The organism is Mesorhizobium sp. M5C.F.Cr.IN.023.01.1.1 (assembly GCF_003997585.1).
In the GTDB taxonomy this organism is placed as follows: Bacteria; Pseudomonadota; Alphaproteobacteria; order Rhizobiales; family Rhizobiaceae; genus Mesorhizobium; species Mesorhizobium wenxiniae.
The window spans coordinates 1-593 of sequence record NZ_RZSU01000255.1 but is presented as its reverse complement, the minus strand read 5'-3'; the positions used below and the strand labels follow the sequence as shown (position 1 = coordinate 593).

Here is a 593-nt window from a genome sequence, read left to right as displayed (position 1 = left end):
CAGTAAGAAGCGAACTTCCGAGGATCTCGCTTAAGATGATCGAGGGCATGACGGGACCGCTGGAGGAGTGGATGGCTGCTGGCCGCTTCAATCTGGCAGTCCTGTATCGCACTGCCGAGAGCGTGGGGAAAATGACGGTGCTGGCCCGCGAAGAGTTTTACCTGGTGGTGCCGCCGGGTGAACCGCCCTTCGAAGATTCGATACGGCTTGCCGACCTGCACGCGTTTCCCCTGGCGGTTCCGATGCGCAATAACAACGTTAGGCGTTCGGTGGCTGATGTCGTTGCGCAACACGGTTGTGTGCTCGACGTAAGATTCGAAGTCGACTCCCTTTCAACGATCATCAATATGGTCATGGAAGGAAAGGCCTATTCTATCCTTACGCCGTCGGCCATTCAGAAAGAGGCGTCTCAAGGCCGCGTCCGGACAGTGAAGATCATTGATCCGGTGATCACCCGGTCCGTTGTCCTTGCCGTTAACCCGAAAGATGAGCGCTCTCCAGCCGTCTCTGCCATCCGCAACCTGATCCCCAGGGTCGTCAGGACATTGATCGAGAGCGGACACTGGTCAGCCATGGCTCCGGAACGGGTTTAG

The 593-nt window shown here is 57.3% G+C and carries 1 protein-coding gene; it reads left to right on the top strand.

From position 1 onward, the window contains the following. A partial coding sequence (locus tag EOA78_RS35635) for a LysR substrate-binding domain-containing protein (RefSeq protein WP_245478017.1) occupies positions 1 to 593 on the top strand: 593 nt, incomplete at its 5' end.